The sequence below is a fragment of the Actinomadura geliboluensis genome (assembly GCF_005889745.1).
GTDB lineage: Bacteria > Actinomycetota > Actinomycetes > Streptosporangiales > Streptosporangiaceae > Spirillospora > Spirillospora geliboluensis.
Window position 1 is genome coordinate 1 of sequence record NZ_VCKZ01000225.1, and the last position, 15000, is coordinate 15000.

Below are 15000 nucleotides of genomic sequence, written 5' to 3' on the forward strand. Positions count from 1 at the left end.
GGTCGGGAAGATCGCCGGCGGGGCGGAGGCGACCCCGATGCCCGACGGCAGCCTGGTCATGGCCCGGCCGGGCGTCACCGCGCCGGTCGTCGACATCTACGAGGACTTCGCCTGCCCGCACTGCGGCAACTTCGACCGCAAGCACGATCCCATGCTCAAGCGGCTCGCGGTCGCGGGGCAGGCCAAGATCGTGTTCCGCCCGATGGTCATCTTCGGCGAGGGCAACCAGCCGGCGTTCGGCAACGCCCTCCGGGCGGCCGCCGCGCTGCGCTGCGTGCGCGACGGCGCGGACTGGCTCAAGTACCAGGACGCCCTGTACGCCCACCAGCCGCCGAACCTCGGCACGGAGGGGTACCGGATGGAGGAGCTGCTCCTCTACGGGGCTTGGATCCCGAAAGGCGACGGCGACTTCTCCTCGTGCGTGACGAGCCAGCGCCACGCCGAAAGCGTGCGGAAGGTCAGCCGGGGCTACATATCGTCCGGCGTCCGGGGGACTCCCAGCGTGCGGATCGACGGGCGCACGCTCGGCTCGTCCGACACCGAGACGCCCGAAGCGCTGCGCCGCGCCATCGAAGCCGCCTCGTGACCGGCTAGTCTCACCCGCGACGAGGGAGGTCGACGCGATGGCGTGGAGCTGGCGTTTGGAGCGGGGCGACGGGAGCGCGCTCGGCATGTCGGAGGAGACCTTCTCCACCCAGGCGGACGCGGAGAGCTGGCTGGGGGAGAACTGGCGCGGCCTGCGCGCCGACGAGGTCGACAAGGTCGTCCTGCTGGACGGCGAGACGCTCGTCTACGAGATGAGCCTGCTGGACCCGGAGTGACGCGGGCCGCGGAGCCGCCGGCTCCGCGGCCCCCGGTCGGCGCCGGCCCGGCGCCGGGCCGCGGGCCCGGGTCAGGGGCGCTTGGGCGGGCTGGCGGTCTTGGCGGGGTCGCGGATGACGACCTCGCCGAGCACGTCGTCGATCCGCTTCAGCACGTCGGCGTCCAGCTTCACCCCGGCGGCCTTCACGTTGTCGGTGACCTGCTCGGGACGCGACGCGCCGACGATCGCCGCCGACACGTTCGGGTTCTGCAGCGTCCAGGCGATCGCCAGCTGCGCCATCGACAGCCCGAGCTCGTCCGCGATGGGCCGCAGCTCCTGGACGCGGGTCAGCAGGTCGTCGTTCAGATAGCGCTTGATCATGTCCGCGCCGCCCTTGTCGTCGGTGGCGCGCGACCCCTCGGGCAGCGGCTGGCCCGGCTTGTACTTGCCGGTCAGCACGCCCTGCGCGATCGGCGACCAGACGATCTGGCCGACCCCCTCGCGCTCGCACAGCGGGACGACCTCCTCCTCGATGACCCGCCACAGCATCGAGTACTGGGGCTGGCTGGAGACGATCCGGTCGAAGCCCATCTCGTCGGCGATCTTGAGGGCGCGCTCGATCTCCTCGGCCCGCCACTCCGACACGCCGACGTAAAGCACCTTGCCCTGCCGGACGAGGTCGTCGAACGCGCGCAGGGTCTCCTCCAGCGGCGTCTCGTAGTCGAACCGGTGGGCCTGGTAGAGGTCCACGTAGTCGGTGCCGAGGCGGCGCAGGGAGCCGTGGATCGACTCGAAGATGTGCTTGCGGGACAGGCCCCGGTCGTTCACGCCGGGCCCGGTGGGCCAGTAGACCTTGGTGAAGATCTCCAGCCCTTCGCGGCGCCGCCCCTTGAGCGCGCGGCCGAGGACCTCCTCGGCGCGCGTTCCGGCGTAGACGTCGGCGGTGTCGAAGGTGGTGATCCCCTCGTCGAGGGCGGTCCGCACGCACGCGTGCGCCGCGTCCTCCTCGACCTGGGAGCCGTGGGTGAGCCAGTTGCCGTACGCGATCTCGCTGATCTTCAGACCGCTCCGGCCCAGGTTTCGGAACTCCATGTCTCCGACCCTAGCCCGGAGATGATCGCCGTTCCCAGGCCGCGGACGGGGGGCCGGGCGGCGCCCGGCCCGCGTCCGGTCAGACCTTCTCCTTCTCGCCGATCCGCACCTGCGGGTTCGGGACGCGCAGCCGGCGGATCTGCATGGCGCGCATGGCGGCGTACAGCCCGACGCCCTTGGCGTCCTCCTCCGGGAAGCGCTCGGCGGCCAGCCGCTTGATGCCGCGGCTCAGCCAGAAGCCCTCGCCGAACACGACGATCAGCAGCAGCGGCGGCGCGAACAGCACCAGCAGCCGGGCGGCCGGGATCGGCAGCATGCTCAGCAGCACCATCGCGAACATGGCGTACATGAGGTACGAGCCGACGGTGCGGCGGGAGTCGACGTAGTCGCGGGCCATCCGCCGCACGGGGCCCTTGTCCCGCTTGAGCAGGTGCTTCTCGTCGCCTTGGGCCATGCCCTGGCGCGCCTTGGCGCGCTCCTCCGCCAGCTGCGCGCGGCGCCGCTTGTAGGCCTCCTTACCGGAGGCCGGTGCGGTGATCGGCTGGCGGCGGCGCTTTTCGGCGTCCTTCCGCTTCGGGGTGGGACGGCCCTTGCCTCCCGGCTTTACTACCTGAGGAGGATTCGCCGGGGGCTCCGGGGTACGACGCTTGAACACGGGATCAGACTACCGGCTGCGAACATCGTGGCTGCCTCGCGCGTTAACGCGTAGGGTGATAAGAACCCCAGCAGTGGTCAATGAGCCCAGTTCACGACTGAGGCGACAGCACGAAGGGACCGGCGCCGCGCGATGAGCGTGATGAAGCGAATGTCGATGATCTTCAAGTCCAAGGCGAACAAAGCCCTGGACCGCATGGAAGATCCTCGGGAGACCCTCGATTACTCCTACCAGCGTCAGCTGGAGATGCTGCAGAAGGTTCGTCGCGGGGTCGCCGACGTCGCCACCTCGCGCAAGCGTCTCGAACTGCAGATCAACCAGCTCGAGCAGCAGCAGAGCAAGCTGACCGACCAGGGCAAGAAGGCGCTGCAGGTGGGCCGCGAGGACCTCGCCCGCGAGGCGCTGACCCGCCGGGCCGGGCTGGAGAGCCAGCTGAACGACCTGCGCGGCCAGTACCAGCAGCTCCAGGGCGAGGAGGAGAAGCTCACGCTCGCCTCCCAGCGGCTGCAGGCCAAGGTCGACTCCTTCCGCACCCGCAAGGAGACGATCAAGGCGACCTACACCGCCGCCGAGGCGCAGACGAAGATCAACGAGGCGTTCTCCGGCATCTCCGAGGAGATGGGCGACGTCGGCCTGGCGATCCAGCGCGCCGAGGAGAAGACCGACACGATGAAGGCGCGCGCCGGCGCGATCGACGAGCTGCTGGCCTCCGGCGCCCTGGAGGACTTCTCCGGTCCGAAGGACGACATCCAGGCCGAGCTCGACCGGATGGGCTCCGGCCCCGGCGTCGACCTGGAGCTGGAGCAGCTCAAGGCCGAGCTGGGCCAGGCCCCCGCGCCCAAGCAGCTGAACCAGGGCAGCCCGAACGCGCAGCCGCAACAGCAGCAGCAGGACACCCCCCAGCAGGCCCCGTGGCCGAACAACCCCGGGGGTGCCCAGTGATCGTCCGCCTCATGGGCGAGGGCCAGCTGGACGTGGCCGACGAGGACCTGTCCTCGCTCAACGCCCTCGACTCCGAGCTGGAGTCGGCGATCGAGTCGGGCGACGAGACGGCGTTCCGCGCCGCCCTGCACGCCCTGCTGGAGAACGTCCGCAAGGTGGGCAGGCCGCTGCCGGCCGACAGCCTGGAGCCGTCGGAGCTGATCCTGCCGCCGGCCGACGCGCACATCGACGAGGTGCGCTCCATGCTCGGGGACGAGGGGCTCATCCCGGACTGACCCCGCGCACCGGGGGAAGGGGACGTCCCGTGACACGACGCCGCGGGGCCCCGGGTGTGCCGGCCGGTCCGGACAGCCGTTCTGGACGCACAGGCACAAAACCCGGGTCTCGTGCGTTGGTACAAATGAATAGAGCAAGACTTGGGGGTGGCCGCATGGCCAGGACGCGCTACGCCTCCGACCGGGGGCTGACATCGCGGATGCTCATGACGATGTTCCTGCTGGGGCTGGTCTACGTCGTCTTCGTGGGGGCTTTCTTCGTCTTCGTGCCGCAGTGGGCGTTCGTCGCCCTCGGCGTCGCGGTGGCGTTCCTGTTCGCCCAGTACTTCTTCTCCGACCGGATGACGCTGTTCGCCATGCACGGCCGCGTCGTCTCGCCGGAGGAGGCGCCGGAACTGCACGGCGTCATCGACCGGATCTGCGCGATGTCGGACGCTCCGAAGCCGAAGGTCGCGATCTCCGACACCGACGTGCCGAACGCGTTCGCCACCGGCCGCAACCAGAAGAAGGCGGTCGTCTGCGTCACCACCGGCCTGCTGCGCCGGCTCGAACCCGTCGAGCTGGAGGGCGTGCTCGCGCACGAGATGGCGCACGTCGCCCACCGCGACGTCGCGGTCATGACGATCGCCTCGTTCCTCGGCATCTGCGCCGGCCTGATCACGCGCTTCGGCCTGCAGTGGGGCCTGTGGGGCGGCTTCTCGCGCCGCAGCAACGACCAGAACACCGGGCTGATCCTGCTCGCCGTCGTCGCGGCCAGCGCGCTCGCCTACGCGGTCAGCTTCCTGCTCACCCGCGCCCTGTCGCGGTACCGCGAACTGTCCGCCGACCGCGCCGCCGCGCTGCTGACCGGCCGCCCCTCCGCGCTCGCCAGCGCGCTGACGAAGGTCAGCGGCGAGATCGCCCGGATCCCGACCAACGACCTGCGGTCCGCGCAGGCGTTCAACGCGTTCTTCTTCACCCCGGCGTTCGGCCGCGGCGCCAGCGTCGCGACGCTGTTCTCCACCCACCCGCCGCTGGACAAGCGGCTCGCCCAGCTCTCGAAGATCTCCGCCCAGCTCAGCAGGGGAGTCTGATCCCGTGGGTTTCCTGGACACCCTCCTCGGCCGCTCCAAGCCGGCCAAGCCCGACCTCGACCAGATCTTCGGGCTGTCGTCGGCCGCGATCACGCTGGAGGCGGCGACGGGCTTCCGCCCGACGGGCCGCGGCTCGGTGTGCTTTCGCGCGGCCGAGGGCGGCGCGTTCGCGCGGCTGCAGGCCGACGTCCAGGAGCTGCTCGACGCCGACCAGGGCCCCAAGGTGGAGATCAGCAACGACGCCTACGGGTACACCTGGCTGCTCGACACGCACGCCCCCGAGGAGCTGCCCGACCTCGTCACCGACCTGCACGCGGTGAACTCCACGCTGGAGTCCGGCGGGTTCGGCCCGCACCTGCTGTGCTCGCTCGCGGGCTTCCGCGGCCCGGAGGGGCAGCGGCTCGCCCTCGTCTACCTCTACAAGCGCGGCACCTTCTACCCGTTCGCGCCGCTGCCCGGGGACAAGCGCGACAACGCGCTCGAACTCCAGGTGCGCGGCGCGATCGGCGCCGACCTCCCCTTCGAGGAGGACCTCGGCCGCTGGTTCCCCGTCTGGGGCGCCCCCGGCCTGTAGCCGTCCCGTCACCCGCTTCTGCGTCGCACGACGCTGAATCCTCTCCCGCGCCGGTCTACTGTCAGGCCATGACGCCCTCCCGCGACGCGGACGAGCCGAGCCTGACGTGGCGGATGCTCGCCACGATGGGCCTCGTCGCGCTCGTCTACGCGGCCGCCGCGCTGCCCGCGTTCCTCGCCGGACCGGTCTGGGGCGCGGCCGCGGTGGCCGCCGCCGCGGCCGTCGCGGTCTGCTCGGCGCGGGCGGCGGACGGGCTGGTCCTGCGCGCGATGGACGCCCGCCAGGTGACCGCCGCCGAGGAGCCGGAGCTGCACGCGGTCCTGGACCGGCTGTGCATGTCGTCCGGGCTGCCGAGGCCGCGCCTCGCCGTCTCCGCCGTGGCCGCGCCCAACGCCTTCGCCGCGGGCTCGGGCCCCGGCTCGGCGGTCGTGTGCGTCACCGAGGGGCTGCGCGCCCGGCTCGACCCCGCCGAGCTCGCCGCCGTCCTCGCGCACGAGACCGCGCACGTCGCGAACCGGGACGTGCTCGTCGCGGCGGTCGCCTCGTTCCCGAGCCTGGTCGCCGGGCTCTTCCTCGACTGGTGGGCGGGCCTGCTGACCGGCCGCGGCAGGAGCGCCGCGGGACGCGTCGCCGCGCTGCCCGCCGGGGTCGTCCTGCTGCCGCTCGCCGCGGCGGCCGCGGTGCTGTACGCGGCGGGCACGCTGGTGCTGCTCGCGCTGGCGCGGCAGCGCGAGCTGTGCGCCGACGCCACCGGGGCGCTGCTGACCGGGCGGCCCGCCGACCTCGCGACCGCGCTCGACAAGATCACCGATGAGCTGCGCGACGCGTCCCGCGACGACCTGCGGGCGCTGCGCCCGGCCGCGGCGCGCTGCGTGGTCGCGGCGCGCGGCGGCGGCGTGTCCGGGCTGCTGGCCACCCACCCGCCGACGGCGCGGCGCAAGGAGCGGCTGACCGGCCTCTCCTGGCGGCTCGCGAGCGGGGGATGAGCGTGGGCCTCCTGGACGGGCTCCTCGGCAGGCCCGCGCCCGCGCCCGCGTCCGGCGCCGGCCGGCTGTTCGGCCTCCCGGCCGCCGCGCCGGTGCTGGAGGCGGCGACCGGCTTCGTCCCGACCGGGGAGGGCGGCGTCTGCCACCGCCTCGTGGAGGGCGGGCCGTTCGGCGCGTTCGGGCGCGCGCAGCGCGAGGTCGAACGGCTGCTGTCGGGGGACGCGGCCCGGCGGACGGGCGTCAGCGCCGATCCGCACGGCTGGGGATGGATCCAGGTCACGCGCCCGCCGGACGACTTCGAGGCCCTGGTCGCCGACCTGCACCTCATCGAGTCGACGCTCGCGGACGCCGGATACGGGCGCTACCTGCTCTGCTCGGTCGCGGGATTCCGCAGGGGCGCGGAACGCCAGCGGCTCTTCCTGGTCCACGCGCCGGTGCGGGACGCGTTCTACCCGTTCGCGCCGCGCCCGCCGGACGGCCCGGACGGCATCGCCGACGCCGCCTCCCGCGGCCGCAACAACCTCGTCGAGACCCGCGCCAGGGACGCGCTCACCGGGACCCTGCCGATCGAGCCGGACAGGGCCCGGTGGTTCCCGGTATGGGACGCCCCCGGCCTGTGACCGGCCGGGCGCGCCCCGCGGGCTCGGCTAGGGCAGGGCGAGCATCTGGTCGAGGGCGGCGCGCGCGTAGTGCGCGGTCTCCGCGTCCACCTCGATGACGTTCTGGACGTCGCCCGCCGCCAGCGACTCCAGCGACAGCACCAGGTGCGGGAGGTCGATGCGGTTCATCGTCGAGCAGTAGCAGACCGTCTTGTCGAGGAACATGACGTTCTTGTCCGGGTGGGCGTTCGCGAGCCGCCGGACGAGGTTCAGCTCGGTGCCGATCGCCCAGGACGAGCCGGGCTCGGCGGCCTCGATCGTCCGGATGATGTACTCGGTGGAGCCGATCTGGTCGGCGGCCGTGACGACCTCGTGGCGGCACTCGGGGTGCACGAGGACGTTCACCCCGGGGACGCGCTCCCTGACCTCGTCCACCGACTCCCTGGTGAACCGGCCGTGCACCGAGCAGTGGCCGCGCCAGAGGATCATCTTGGCGTCGCGCAGCTCCTGGTGGGTGAGCCCGCCCTCGCGCCGGTGCGGGCTGTAGACGACGCAGTCGTCCAGCGAGAAGCCCATCTCCAGGACGGCGGTGTTGCGGCCGAGGTGCTGGTCGGGCAGGAACAGGACCTTCTTGCCCTTGCCGTAGGCCCAGTCCAGGGCGCGCTTGGCGTTGGACGAGGTGCAGACCACGCCGCCGTGCCGCCCGACGAACGCCTTGATGTCGGCGGAGGAGTTCATGTACGTGACGGGGACGACGTCGTCGGCGACGCCGGCGTCCTCGAGGACGTCCCAGCAGTCCTCGACCTGGTCGAAGGTCGCCATGTCGGCCATGGAGCAGCCGGCGCCGAGGTCGGGGAGGATCACCCGCTGGTGGGCGGCGGTCAGGATGTCGGCCGACTCCGCCATGAAGTGCACGCCGCAGAACACGACGTAGGGCGCCTCGGGACGGGCCGCCGCCTGCTGCGCCAGCTTGAAGGAGTCGCCGGTGACGTCGGCGAACTGGATGACCTCGTCCCGCTGGTAGTGGTGGCCGAGGACGAACACCCGGTCGCCGAGGGACGCCTTGGCGGCGCGGGCGCGCTCGACCAGCGCGGGGTCGGACGCCGGCGGCAGCTCGCCGGGGCAGTCCACGCCGCGTTCGCTGGCGGGGTCGGCGCCGGTGCCGAGCAGGAGCAGCGGAAGGTCGCGTACCGGGGTGGTCATCGGGAGTCTCCCTTCGGCGACGGGACTTATCGTCGCTTTGACGACTAATGATGGCACATCCCGGGCCCGGCGGCGGTGTGACGTAGAACGCACCACGGCGGGGAGTTAAACCCGGCCGATAAGCGGAATGGCCCTGTACCGAGGTACGTTGTCCTACGGGAAGAGGCGCATCACGTCCTCGGACAAGCGACAGCCCGCCGCACCCGCGGCGCAGTGAGACCCGGGAGCTGAACACATGACGGTTTCAGGCGAGACCACGCAGGAGACCACGCAGCAGGGCGTCGTCCTGACCGACGCCGCCGCCGAGAAGGCCAAGGGCCTGCTCGAGCAGGAGGGCCGCGACGACCTTGCGCTGCGTGTCGCCGTGCAGCCGGGCGGCTGCTCCGGCCTGATCTACCAGCTCTTCTTCGACGAGCGGGAGATGGACGGGGACCTGGTGCAGGACTTCGGCGGCCTCAACGTGCGCGTCGACCGGATGAGCGCCCCCTACCTCACCGGCGCCACCATCGACTTCGTCGACTCGATCGAGAAGCAGGGCTTCACGATCGACAACCCGAACGCGTCGGGCTCCTGCGCCTGCGGCGACTCCTTCAACTGAGGAGCCGGCGCGGCCGCGGCGCCGCGCCGAGCGGGCGCGACCCGAGCGGTCGCGTCCGAGTGGAACGTCCCGGAGGGGCGGTCCGGGCCCCGGCCCGGGCCGCCCCTCCGCATGCCCGGCGGCGGGCGTTTTCGCGCCGCCCGCTGGGGCACGGCGACGATCTGTGGTGCGATGGGGAAGTAGTCTTTCGGGGTTCGAAACAGCCGGTGAATCAGCCGGACGACCACGACGAGGAGAGCGACGCCGTGCGCATCGCCGTGACTGGCTCCATTGCGACCGACCATCTGATGACCTTCCCAGGCAGGTTCACCGACCAGCTCCTGCCCGACCAGCTGGACCGGGTGTCGCTGTCCTTCCTGGTGGACGAGCTGGAGATCCGCCGGGGCGGCATCGCCGCCAACATCTGCTTCGGGATGGGCAGCCTCGGCAAGGAGTCGATCCTCGTCGGTTCCGTCGGCGACGACTTCGCCGACTACCGGTCCTGGCTGGAGCGCCACGCCGTGGACACCGCGTCCGTGCACGTCTCGGACGTCCACCACACCGCCCGGTTCCTGTGCACCACCGACCAGGACCAGAACCAGATCGCCACGTTCTACGCGGGCGCGATGAGCGAGGCCCGCTCCATCGAGCTGAAGCCGGTCGCCGACCGCGTCGGCGGGCTCGACCTCGTCGTCATCAGCCCGAACGACCCGGACGCGATGGTCCGGCACACCGACGAGTGCCGCACCCGCGGCATCCCGTTCGCGGCCGACCCGTCCCAGCAGCTCGCCCGCATGGACGGCCCCGAGGTGCGCCGCCTCATCGACGGCGCCGCCTACCTGTTCAGCAACGAGTACGAGAAGGCGCTCGCCGAGGAGAAGACCGGCTGGAGCGGCGCGGAGATCCTGTCCCGCGTCGGCGTCCGCATCACCACCCTCGGCGCCAAGGGCGTCGTCATCGACCGGGAGGGCGAGGAGGGCGTGCACGTCCCCTGCGTCCCGGTCGAGAAGGTCGCCGACCCGACCGGGGTGGGCGACGCGTTCCGCGCCGGCTTCCTGTCGGCGACGGCCTGGAACCTGCCGCTGGAGCGCGCCGCGCAGGTCGGCTGCGCCATCGCCGCGCACGCCCTGGAGGCCGCCGGCCCGCAGGAGTACGCCCTCGCCACGCAGGCGTTCCTCGACCGCTTCAGCGCCGCCTACGGCGCCGAAGCCGCCGCCGACGTCGCGGCCCACATCACCTGCCCGAACCCGTAGCGCACCGCATACCGGAGGGCCGCGCCGCCCGGCGCGGCCCTCCGGCGCGCAAGTGGGTGCGGCGGGCGCGTCAGTACGTGCGGCGGATGTGGAAGCCCCAGCCGCCCTGCTGGAGGGTCTCCTCGCGGACGAAGTCCTGCGACTTCATCCGGCACCAGGCGGGGACGTCGGTGCGGGCGGCGGCGTCGTCGGCGAGGACGGCCACGACCTGCCCGACCGGGACCTCGCGGATCCGCTCGGCGAGCATGATGATCGGGATGGGGCACTTGCGGCCGAGCGCGTCGATGACGAGCACGGGCGGCGGGCCGGCGGGGGCCGGCTCGGGCGCCGGTGCGGCGTCCGCCGGCGGCGTCCCGTTCCTGCCGCGTCCTCGGAACCTCATGGGCGCGACCGCCTCCCCGTCTCGAAGGTGCCGACCGTACGGCGGCCCGTCCCGTCGCGGCTCGTCATCTCGCGGCTCGTCATCTCGCGGCTCGTCATCTCGCGGCTCGTCATGTCGCGGCCCTCAGCGTCTCGCGGAGCCGGGCGACGGCGGCGGGCAGCACGCCGAGGAAGCGGTCGACGTCCGCCGCGGCGACGCCGCGCGGCAGCGATACCCGGACGTTCCCATGGGTGAGCACCCCCATCGCCTCCAGCACATGACTGGGACGCAGCGTATCCGCCGTGCACGAGCTCCCGGAGGAAACCGCGAAACCCAGCCGGTCCAGTTCGGTCAGCAGCGCCTCGCCCTCGACGTACAGGCACGAGAACGTCACCAGGTGCGGCAGCCGCCGGACCGGGTCGCCGACCACCTCCACGTCGGGGACGCTCCGCGCCACCTCCGCGCGGATGCGGTCCACCAGCGCCGAGACGCGCGGCGCGTCCGCCGCCATGTCCGCACGGTACGCCTCCAGCGCGGCCGCCGCCGCCGCGATGGCGGGAACGTTCTCGAACCCGGGGACGCGGCGGCCCTCGCGCTCGTCGTCCGGCAGCGGGGAGCGCCACCGGGTGCCCTTGCGGACGGCGAGCACGCCGACGCCCGCGGGACCGCCCCACTTGTGCGCGCTGCCCGCGAGGAACGACCAGCCGGCCGGGACGTCCGCCCGGCCGAGGGACTGCGCGGCGTCCACGAACAGCGGGACCCGGGCGGCGCGGCACGCCTGCGCCGCCTCGGCCACCGGCTGCACGGTGCCGACCTCGTGGTTGGCCGACTGCAGGCACGCGAGCGCTGTGTCGGGCCGCAGCGCCGCGGCGAACTCGGCCGGGTCGACCCGCCCGGCGCGGTCGACGCCGACGACGGTCACCTCGCCGCCGCCGCGCTCGTGCGCCTCGGCGGCGTGCAGCACGCTGGAGTGCTCGACGGCGCTCACCACGAGGTGGCGCCCGACCCGCCGGCGCGCCTGGAGCCCCCCGAGGACCGCCAGGTGCACCGCCTGGGTGCCCGAGGACGTGAACGACACCTCGTCCGGGCGCGCGCCGAGCACGTCCGCGACACGCGCGCGGGCGCGGTCGAGCAGCAGCCGGGTGGCGCGCGCCGGCCCGTACAGCCGCGCGGGGTCGGCCCAGCCCGCGTCCAGCGCCTCCAGCAGCGCGGCCCGGGCGGCCGGGTGCGGCGCCTCGGTGGACGCGGCGTCGAAGTAGGCGACCCCGGACGGAGCGCCCGCCGTGCTCGTATCGGCCACGCTCAAACACTAACCGGGCACCCGATCGGGGGTTCCGCCGACCCTCGCGCTAGGGTGTCCACCACACGTGTAAACAGTGATCTCACCGCCCGGCCGACCGGGCTTCATCCGTGGGGAAGGCATTCCGTGAGTCCGACCCGCTCTAGGGAGCGGCGTACGCCTGTGCGCAGTCGCCGCGCATTGAAAAGCGCCGGTGCGCTAGGGCTGCTGGCGCTCGCCGCCACCGGCTGCAGTGGTTCCCGGCTGGGCCTGCCCGAGCCGATCAGCGTTCAAGGCGAGCGCATGCTGCACCTGTGGCAGGGCTCCTGGATCGCGGCGTTCGCGGTCGGGGGCGTCGTCTGGGGCCTGATCATCTGGGCGGTGCTCTTCCACCGCAAGCGCTCCGACGACCTGCCGCCGCAGGTCCGCTACAACATGCCGATCGAGATCCTCTATACGGCGGTCCCGTTCGTCATCATCGCGGTCCTGTTCTACTTCACCGCACGCGACGAGAACTTCGTCGAGAAGACCACCGACAATCCCGCGGTGGTCGTCGACGTGACGGCGTACCAGTGGAGCTGGCAGTTCGACTACAAGGAGAACGGCAAGACCGTCGCCACCGTCACCGGCGTGCCGGTGGCCCCCAACGGGCCCGCTCCGGGCAAGCCGGTCATGACGATCCCCGCCGGCAAGACGGTCCGGGTGAAGCTGCACTCCAACGACGTCATCCACTCGTTCTGGGTCCCCGCGCTGATCTACAAGAAGGACGTCATGCCGGGGTACGTCAACGAGTTCGAGTTCACGGCGAACAAGCTCGGCACCTATGAGGGCCGCTGCGCCGAACTCTGCGGCGTGGACCACAGCAAGATGCTGTTCCAGCTGCGCGTCGTGACGCCGGAGCAGTACGACAAGTTCATCGCAGATTCGAAGCAAGCACTGGCCGCGGGAGGTGGGAAGTGACCGCGACGAGTCACGCCCCGAGCGCGCCGATCGCCGCGCCGCGGACGAGCAAGGGGCGGCTCATCGCCTCCTGGATGTCGTCCACCGACCACAAGGTGATCGGCTACCTCTACCTGATCACCTCGTTCTTCATGTTCCTGTTCGGCGGTGTGCTCGCGCTGCTCATCCGCGCCGAGCTGTACGAGCCGGGGCTGCAGGTCGTCAGCAACGAGCAGTACAACCAGCTGTTCACCATGCACGGCACGATCATGCTTCTGATGTTCGCGACGCCGCTGTTCGCGGGCTTCACCAACGTGATCATGCCGCTGCAGATCGGCGCCCCCGACGTGGCGTTCCCGCGGCTGAACATGCTGGCGTACTGGCTGTTCCTGTTCGGCAGCCTGATCGTCATCGCGGGCTTCCTGACCCCGGGCGGCGCGGCCAGCTTCGGATGGTTCGCCTACGCCCCGCTGTCGGACGCGGTCCGCTCGCCGGGCATCGGCGGCGACATGTGGGTGATGGGCCTGGCGATGTCCGGCTTCGGCACCATCATGGGCGCGGTCAACTTCATCACCACGATCCTGTGCATGCGCGCGCCGGGCATGACGATGTTCCGGATGCCGATCTTCACCTGGAACGTCCTGCTGACCTCCATCCTGGTGCTGCTGGCCTTCCCGCCGCTGGCCGCGGCGCTGCTGGCCCTGGAGGCCGACCGCAAGCTCGGCGCGCACATCTTCGACGCCTCGCACGGCGGCGCGCTGCTGTGGCAGCACCTGTTCTGGTTCTTCGGGCATCCGGAGGTCTACATCATCGCCTTGCCCTTCTTCGGCATCGTGACGGAGATCCTCCCGGTGTTCAGCCGCAAGCCGGTCTTCGGCTACATCGGCCTGGTCTTCGCGACCATCAGCATCACCGGCCTCTCCATCACGGTGTGGGCGCACCACATGTTCGTGACCGGCCAGGTCCTGCTGCCGTTCTTCTCCTTCATGTCGTTCCTCATCGCCGTGCCCACGGGGGTGAAGTTCTTCAACTGGGTGGGAACCATCTGGCGAGGACAACTGACGTTCGAATCGCCGATGCTGTGGTCGCTGGGCTTCCTGGTGACGTTCCTGTTCGGCGGTCTCACCGGCGTCATCCTGGCCTCCCCGCCGATGGACTTCCAGCTGTCGGACTCCTACTTCGTGGTGGCGCACTTCCACTACGTCGTCTTCGGCACCGTGGTGTTCGCGATGTTCGCGGGCTTCTACTTCTGGTGGCCGAAGTGGACCGGCAAGATGCTCAACGACAGGCTCGGCCACGTGCACTTCTGGCTGCTGTTCATCGGCTTCCACGGCACGTTCCTCGTGCAGCACTGGCTGGGCGCGGCGGGCATGCCCCGCCGGTACGCCGACTACGCCGCCGAGTTCCACGGGCTGAACGAGATCTCGACGATCTTCTCGTTCATCCTCGGCGCCTCGATGCTGCCGTTCTTCTACAACGTCTACATCACGTGGAAGAAGGGCAAGAAGGTCGAGGTCGACGACCCGTGGGGCTACTCCAACTCGCTGGAGTGGGCGACGTCCTGCCCGCCGCCGCGGCACAACTTCAACTCGATTCCGAAGATCCGTTCCGAGCGGCCGGCGTTCGACCTGCACCACCCGCACGTGGGTGCCAAGGGCGAGCTCGCCGGGGCGAAGGGGGAGTAGCGGATGCGCGTCCAGGCGTTCATGTTCTACGGCTGCGCGGTCTTCTTCCTCGCGACCGACGTCGTGTACTGGCTCTGGTCCAAGGACTGGACGGGCACGACGGCGCTCGGCCTCGCGGTCGGCCTCGCCGGGCTGATCGGGTTCTACGTCCACTTCACGATCCGCCGCCTGGAGCGGGCGAACGCGGGCCCGCTGTTCGAGGACGACCCGCAGGGCGAGATCGCGGACGCGGCCGGTGAGCTGGGCTTCTTCAGCCCGCACAGCTGGTGGCCGCTGTGGGTGGCGCTGTCGGCCACCGCGGTGGCGCTCGGCATCGTGTTCGGCTGGTGGCTGGTGATCCTCGGCGTGGCCAGCGCGATCCTCACGACCATCGGTCTGGTGTTCGAGTACTATCGGGGTCATTTCGCCCACTAGTCGGTAAAAGACTCCCATCGGGGGCCGGTGTCCGCTTTTTAGCGGGTACCGGCCCTTTCACATACTGGGCGCCGTTCCAGCCACCGGGCTGGGCAAGGCGGACCGATCGCCCAGGAGTGTGAATCGAAGTCGGCCATATCAGCTGACCGAGGCCGGTGAGGCCGAGTTGGTGTGCGACCATAGGAGCGGACCAGGTCGAGCATGTGCGCGTAGGAGATGAGCGCGGCGACAGCGGCGACCGTCACCACCGCCAGCGCCGTGGTCGCCCGGATGAGGCGGTCGGTCACCGGC

Annotated in this window: 18 protein-coding genes; 13 read left to right on the forward strand and 5 right to left on the reverse strand. The window is 71.4% G+C overall.

The genetic code is table 11. The features are described 5' to 3' along the window. On the forward strand, positions 1-586 hold a 586-nt coding region (locus ETD96_RS26760), incomplete at its 5' end, for a DsbA family protein (protein ID WP_205719473.1). 37 nt (positions 587-623) lie between these two features. Continuing rightward, positions 624-821, forward strand: a complete 198-nt coding sequence (locus tag ETD96_RS26765) for a hypothetical protein (RefSeq protein ID WP_089324003.1) — start codon at positions 624-626, stop codon at positions 819-821. Between the two features lie 71 nt (positions 822-892). Here ETD96_RS26765 and ETD96_RS26770 read toward each other — a convergent pair whose 3' ends face one another. After that, entirely contained in the window at positions 893-1894 is a 1002-nt protein-coding gene (locus ETD96_RS26770) for an aldo/keto reductase family protein (protein WP_138639255.1), read from the reverse strand. Between the two features lie 79 nt (positions 1895-1973). After that, a complete protein-coding gene (locus ETD96_RS26775; protein ID WP_138639256.1) occupies positions 1974-2549 on the reverse strand; it encodes a DUF3043 domain-containing protein in 576 nt (191 codons plus the stop codon). A 132-nt stretch (positions 2550-2681) separates the two neighbouring features. On the opposite strand from ETD96_RS26775, the gene ETD96_RS26780 reads away from it, so the two are divergent. From ETD96_RS26780 to pspAB (ETD96_RS26805), 6 genes are all read left to right on the forward strand, one after another. Next, on the forward strand, positions 2682-3491 hold the full coding sequence (locus ETD96_RS26780) for a PspA/IM30 family protein (RefSeq protein WP_138639257.1): 810 nt from the start codon (positions 2682-2684) through the stop codon (positions 3489-3491). Further along, positions 3488-3766 carry a PspA-associated protein PspAA gene (pspAA, locus tag ETD96_RS26785; RefSeq protein WP_138639258.1) on the forward strand — a complete coding sequence of 93 codons (279 nt, stop codon included), beginning with the start codon at positions 3488-3490 and terminating at the stop codon, positions 3764-3766. Before ETD96_RS26780 ends, pspAA begins: the two co-directional genes overlap by 4 nt. Positions 3767-3921: 155 nt before the next feature. Then, positions 3922-4839: a zinc metalloprotease HtpX gene (htpX, locus tag ETD96_RS26790; protein ID WP_138639259.1), complete on the forward strand. Its 918-nt coding sequence runs from the start codon at positions 3922-3924 to the stop codon at positions 4837-4839. A 4-nt stretch (positions 4840-4843) separates the two neighbouring features. Beyond that, positions 4844-5413 (forward strand): PspA-associated protein PspAB, encoded by a 570-nt coding sequence (pspAB, locus tag ETD96_RS26795; RefSeq protein ID WP_138639260.1) that lies wholly within the window; start codon positions 4844-4846, stop codon positions 5411-5413. 68 nt (positions 5414-5481) lie between these two features. Then, positions 5482-6399 (forward strand): M48 family metalloprotease, encoded by a 918-nt coding sequence (locus tag ETD96_RS26800; protein ID WP_138639261.1) that lies wholly within the window; start codon positions 5482-5484, stop codon positions 6397-6399. After that, the gene (gene pspAB, locus ETD96_RS26805; protein ID WP_240808250.1) at positions 6396-7019 is read left to right on the forward strand and encodes a PspA-associated protein PspAB; all 624 of its coding nucleotides are present in this window, start codon (positions 6396-6398) and stop codon (positions 7017-7019) included. Before ETD96_RS26800 ends, pspAB (ETD96_RS26805) begins: the two co-directional genes overlap by 4 nt. Before the next feature lie 27 nt (positions 7020-7046). Here pspAB (ETD96_RS26805) and nadA read toward each other — a convergent pair whose 3' ends face one another. Next, entirely contained in the window at positions 7047-8201 is a 1155-nt protein-coding gene (gene nadA / locus ETD96_RS26810; protein WP_138639262.1) for a quinolinate synthase NadA, read from the reverse strand. Between the two features lie 235 nt (positions 8202-8436). Here nadA and ETD96_RS26815 point away from each other — a divergent pair, with 235 nt between their 5' ends. Together ETD96_RS26815 and ETD96_RS26820 are read left to right on the forward strand one after the other, a co-directional pair. Beyond that, entirely contained in the window at positions 8437-8799 is a 363-nt protein-coding gene (locus ETD96_RS26815) for a HesB/IscA family protein (RefSeq protein WP_089324013.1), read from the forward strand. A 245-nt stretch (positions 8800-9044) separates the two neighbouring features. Continuing rightward, positions 9045-10031 carry a carbohydrate kinase family protein gene (locus ETD96_RS26820; protein ID WP_138639269.1) on the forward strand — a complete coding sequence of 329 codons (987 nt, stop codon included), beginning with the start codon at positions 9045-9047 and terminating at the stop codon, positions 10029-10031. Positions 10032-10101: 70 nt separating this feature from the next. On the opposite strand, the gene ETD96_RS47680 is transcribed toward ETD96_RS26820, so the two are convergent. Continuing rightward, positions 10102-10413: a sulfurtransferase TusA family protein gene (locus tag ETD96_RS47680; RefSeq protein ID WP_138639263.1), complete on the reverse strand. Its 312-nt coding sequence runs from the start codon at positions 10411-10413 to the stop codon at positions 10102-10104. Positions 10414-10522: 109 nt separating this feature from the next. Then, a complete protein-coding gene (locus ETD96_RS26830; RefSeq protein WP_138639264.1) occupies positions 10523-11692 on the reverse strand; it encodes a cysteine desulfurase family protein in 1170 nt (389 codons plus the stop codon). A 162-nt stretch (positions 11693-11854) separates the two neighbouring features. Between ETD96_RS26830 and ctaC the strand changes: the two genes are divergently transcribed. From ctaC to ETD96_RS26845, 3 genes are read left to right on the forward strand one after another with little or no spacing between them, the layout of a single operon-like run. Then, positions 11855-12631 carry an aa3-type cytochrome oxidase subunit II gene (gene ctaC / locus ETD96_RS26835; RefSeq protein ID WP_138639265.1) on the forward strand — a complete coding sequence of 259 codons (777 nt, stop codon included), beginning with the start codon at positions 11855-11857 and terminating at the stop codon, positions 12629-12631. Beyond that, positions 12628-14295: an aa3-type cytochrome oxidase subunit I gene (gene ctaD / locus ETD96_RS26840; protein ID WP_138639266.1), complete on the forward strand. Its 1668-nt coding sequence runs from the start codon at positions 12628-12630 to the stop codon at positions 14293-14295. Before ctaC ends, ctaD begins: the two co-directional genes overlap by 4 nt. A gap of 3 nt (positions 14296-14298) precedes the next feature. Continuing rightward, positions 14299-14709, forward strand: coding sequence for a cytochrome c oxidase subunit 4 (locus tag ETD96_RS26845; RefSeq protein ID WP_138639267.1), 411 nt, complete (start codon positions 14299-14301; stop codon positions 14707-14709). Positions 14710-15000 lie beyond the last annotated feature (291 nt).

Bases quoted from the DNA above. Each gene is read 5' to 3' on its own strand.
- ETD96_RS26765 (WP_089324003.1), top strand. From the start codon at position 624: ATGGCGTGGAGCTGGCGTTTGGAGCGGGGCGACGGGAGCGCGCTCGGC.
- ETD96_RS26770 (WP_138639255.1), bottom strand. From the start codon at position 1,894: ATGGAGTTCCGAAACCTGGGCCGGAGCGGTCTGAAGATCAGCGAGATC.
- ETD96_RS26780 (WP_138639257.1), top strand. From the start codon at position 2,682: ATGAGCGTGATGAAGCGAATGTCGATGATCTTCAAGTCCAAGGCGAAC.
- htpX (WP_138639259.1), top strand. From the start codon at position 3,922: ATGGCCAGGACGCGCTACGCCTCCGACCGGGGGCTGACATCGCGGATG.
- ETD96_RS26800 (WP_138639261.1), top strand. From the start codon at position 5,482: ATGACGCCCTCCCGCGACGCGGACGAGCCGAGCCTGACGTGGCGGATG.
- pspAB (WP_240808250.1), top strand. From the start codon at position 6,396: ATGAGCGTGGGCCTCCTGGACGGGCTCCTCGGCAGGCCCGCGCCCGCG.
- nadA (WP_138639262.1), bottom strand. From the start codon at position 8,201: ATGACCACCCCGGTACGCGACCTTCCGCTGCTCCTGCTCGGCACCGGC.
- ETD96_RS26815 (WP_089324013.1), top strand. From the start codon at position 8,437: ATGACGGTTTCAGGCGAGACCACGCAGGAGACCACGCAGCAGGGCGTC.
- ETD96_RS47680 (WP_138639263.1), bottom strand. From the start codon at position 10,413: ATGAGGTTCCGAGGACGCGGCAGGAACGGGACGCCGCCGGCGGACGCC.
- ETD96_RS26845 (WP_138639267.1), top strand. From the start codon at position 14,299: ATGCGCGTCCAGGCGTTCATGTTCTACGGCTGCGCGGTCTTCTTCCTC.